Origin of the sequence: Streptomyces sp. UH6, from assembly GCF_013421635.1 — a bacterium.
Lineage (GTDB): Bacteria > Actinomycetota > Actinomycetes > Streptomycetales > Streptomycetaceae > Streptomyces > Streptomyces abyssomicinicus.
The window spans coordinates 1-3357 of the sequence record NZ_JACADT010000637.1 but is presented as its reverse complement, the minus strand read 5'-3'; the positions used below and the strand labels follow the sequence as shown (position 1 = coordinate 3357).

Sequence of the window (3357 nt, the reverse complement as noted above, 5' to 3'; positions counted from 1 at the left end):
GGTCGCCGCCGGGCACCATGCCCAGCTCCTGGGCGCGGCGGGCCAGCGCGTCGGGCTGCGCGTAGGCGTCCACGTCGCGCTGCAGGGCCTGCTCCTCGTCGGTCAGTGTCTTGGTCTCGCTCCGCAGGTCCGACAGGCGGAACGACCCTTCGCTGAGCGCCGAGTTGAGCAGCAGCAGGGTGATCAGCCCGCCGCCCAGCAGGGCGACCACGAGCAGCACGAAGGGGGTGCGGGCGGCCTGGCTGGTCCCGGTGGGGAGCAGCGAGGCGAGCCGTGCCGCCCGGCCCCTCAGCCTGGGTTCTCCGCTCATCCGCCCTCCCCGGGACGCCTGGCGGGACGCCCGGCGCTCACCGGACGTCCTCCCTGATCCGCTCCGCTCCGCGGAACCGGGCGGGGGCGGCCCGCCGGTTCTCGGCGATCTCCTCCTCGGTGGGCAGCTCGGCGCCGCGGGTGAGCAGCTTCAGCCGGGGCTGGTACTCCTCGGGCACGACCGGCAGGCCGGGCGGCGCGGTGGTGGCGGCACCGGCCGCGAAGACCTGCTTGACCAGCCGGTCCTCCAGCGAGTGGTACGACAGCACGCCGATCCGTCCGCCGACGGCGAGCGCCTTCACGGCGGCCGGGACCGCCCGCTCGAGGACGCCCAGCTCGCCGTTGACCTCGATGCGCAGGGCCTGGAAGGTCCGCTTGGCGGGGTTGCCGCCGGTGCGCTTGGCGGCCTGCGGCAGGGCGTCGCGGATCAGCTGGACCAGGCGGGCGCTGGTGGTGAACGGCTCCTTCTCGCGCTCGCGGACGATCGCGGAGACGATCCGCTTGGCCTGCTTCTCCTCGCCGTACGCGCGCAGGATGCGGACGAGTTCGCCGGGCGGGTAGGTGTTGAGGACCTCGGCCGCGCTGATCCCGGTGGTCTGGTCCATGCGCATGTCCAGCGGGGCGTCCTGGGCGTAGGCGAAGCCGCGGTCGGCCTCGTCGAGCTGCATGGAGGAGACGCCGAGGTCGAACAGGACGCCCTGGACGCCGTGCGCGCGGGGGATGCCGAGGCGGTCGAGGACCTCGGGCAGCTCGTCGTAGACGGCGTGCACCAGGGTGGCGCGGTCACCGAAGGGGGCGAGCCGTTCACCCGACAGGCGCAGCGCCTCCTTGTCGCGGTCCAGGCCGATCAGCCGGACCTCGGGGAAGCGGGTGAGCATGGCCTCGCTGTGCCCGCCGAGGCCGAGGGTGCAGTCGACGACGACCGCTCCGGGCCGCTCCAGTGCGGGCGCCAGCAGATCCAGGCACCGCCGGAGCATCACAGGGACATGTCGGCTCTCGCTCAAGGGGCCCTCTCAGGTCCGCGCGGCGCCACGAGCAACCGGGTCCCCGCCCGCTCGCGAAGGGGAGGCCTGCCGGCGCCGGGAGCGTCGGCCGGCCGGGAGCGGGAGGAGGCCGAGCCGCACGTACGCGCCGCGCACGTGGGGAGATCCCGGGCGTCCTCGGCCCGGACTCTCCGGAATTCGGTCCAGCGGGGAGAGTCTCGCGTGTCTCGCCTCCCGCTTCGCGTCACTTTAGTCCACCCTGTCTGCCGGTCAATCAACTGCCCTGCGAGTCGCCCCGCGCCGAGGCGATGGTGCCTCCTCACGGAAGGAATCACCCGTGCGGCGCAATGCACTCCACCCCTGTGGGTTACCTCACACAGAAGATCGACGGCTCTGTTTGTCCTGTTCCGCAAGTGTCGGGAGGGGAAGCGGCCAGTAACGTCTTCCCCATGTCGACTTCTGCTTCTGCCGGCTCCGCCTCCTCCGGGGCCGACGTCCGCGGCACCGTGACCGACCGCCTCGTCGATGCGAACCAGCGGTACGCCGCGGCCTTCACCGACCCCGGCATGGACGCCCGTCCGGTGCTGGGCGTGGCGGTCGTCGCCTGCATGGACGCCCGCCTCGACCTGCACGCCGCACTCGGTCTCGACCTGGGCGACTGCCACACCGTCCGCAACGCGGGCGGTGTGGTCACCGACGACGTCATCCGCTCCCTGACCATCAGCCAGCGGGCGCTCGGCACCCGCAGCGTGGTGCTGATCCACCACACGGGCTGCGGCCTGGAGTCCCTCACCGAGGACTTCCGGCACGAGCTGGAGATGGAGGTCGGCCAGCGCCCGACGTGGGCCGTGGAGGCGTTCCGCGACGTCGACCAGGACGTCCGCCAGTCCATGCAGAAGGTGCGCACCTCGCCGTTCCTGCTCCACACCGACGACGTCCGGGGATTCGTCTTCGACGTGCGGACGGGTCTGCTGCGGGAGATCGACGCCGCCTGACGGCCCACGCCGCCTCCCTCCCGACACCGCCCGCCCGGCCGGCCCCGCCCGGCCCGGGGGTCCTCCCCCGGGCCGGGTCTTCGTCGTTCACCTCCAGGGGTGACAAACCCCGTGAAAACCGCACGTGTCGTCCACAGGCCCCGCCGGGCGGCCCCGCCGGTTGTCCACAGGTCATGACAGGCGGGACCTCCGCCAACAACAATGCGGGCGGGGGGACACGGGACTTTCGCCGGCCCTCAGGAGATGTGACGGGGCTGAGGGCTGAGGAGGGCCGGGGTGACGACCTATGACGACCGAGAGAACCTGTTCGATCTGACCGCGACGGTGGAGCGGATACGGAGCGCGGTCGAGCAGGTGATCGAGGGCAAACCGGAGGTCGTGCGGCTCTCGCTGACCGTCCTGCTGGCCGAGGGCCACCTCCTGATAGAGGACGTCCCGGGCGTCGGCAAGACCATGCTCGCCAAGGCGCTGGCCCGGTCCGTGGACTGCTCGGTGCGCCGTATCCAGTTCACCCCGGACCTGCTGCCGACGGACATCACCGGCGTCTCGATCTGGGACCAGCAGCGGCGGGACTTCGAGTTCAAGCCGGGCGCGATCTTCTCCCAGATGGTGATCGGCGACGAGATCAACCGCGCCTCCCCGAAGACCCAGTCGGCGCTGCTGGAGTCCATGGAGGAGCGGCAGGTCACCATCGACGGCCAGACCTATCCGCTGCCCAGCCCGTTCATGGTGGTGGCCACCCAGAACCCGGTGGAGATGGAGGGCACCTACCCGCTGCCGGAGGCGCAGCGCGACCGCTTCATGGCGCGCGTCTCCATCGGCTACCCCGGCACGGAGGCCGAGCTGAGGATGCTGGACGTGCACGGCGGGGCGTCCCCGCTGGACGACCTGCAGCCGGTGGCGCACGCGCACGACATCGTGAAGCTGATCGAGACGGTCCGTGAGGTGCACGTCTCGGAGCCGGTCCGCCGGTACGTGGTGCAGCTGGTCGCGGCGACCCGGGCCCACGCGGACCTGAGACTGGGCGCCTCGCCGCGCGCCACGCTGCACCTGCTGCGCGCCGCGAAGGC

3 protein-coding genes and 1 pseudogene are annotated in these 3357 nt (G+C 72.1%); 2 read left to right on the top strand and 2 right to left on the bottom strand.

The genetic code is table 11. From position 1 onward, the window contains the following. Together HW445_RS23430 and rsmH are read right to left on the bottom strand one after the other, a co-directional pair. Window positions 1–310 (bottom strand): annotated as a pseudogene (locus HW445_RS23430) (hypothetical protein); the annotation flags it as partial. 37 nt (window positions 311–347) lie between these two features. After that, a complete protein-coding gene (gene rsmH / locus HW445_RS23425) occupies window positions 348–1313 on the bottom strand; it encodes a 16S rRNA (cytosine(1402)-N(4))-methyltransferase RsmH (protein WP_180222935.1) in 966 nt (321 codons plus the stop codon). A 428-nt stretch (window positions 1314–1741) separates the two neighbouring features. Between rsmH and HW445_RS23420 the strand changes: the two genes are divergently transcribed. Together HW445_RS23420 and HW445_RS23415 are read left to right on the top strand one after the other, a co-directional pair. Further along, window positions 1742–2287 (top strand): carbonic anhydrase, encoded by a 546-nt coding sequence (locus HW445_RS23420; RefSeq protein ID WP_180222934.1) that lies wholly within the window; start codon window positions 1742–1744, stop codon window positions 2285–2287. A gap of 276 nt (window positions 2288–2563) precedes the next feature. Beyond that, window positions 2564–3357: MoxR family ATPase (locus tag HW445_RS23415; protein ID WP_180222933.1), on the top strand; the 794-nt coding region annotated here is incomplete at its 3' end.

Bases quoted from the DNA above. Each gene is read 5' to 3' on its own strand.
- HW445_RS23420 (WP_180222934.1), top strand. From the start codon at position 1,742: ATGTCGACTTCTGCTTCTGCCGGCTCCGCCTCCTCCGGGGCCGACGTC.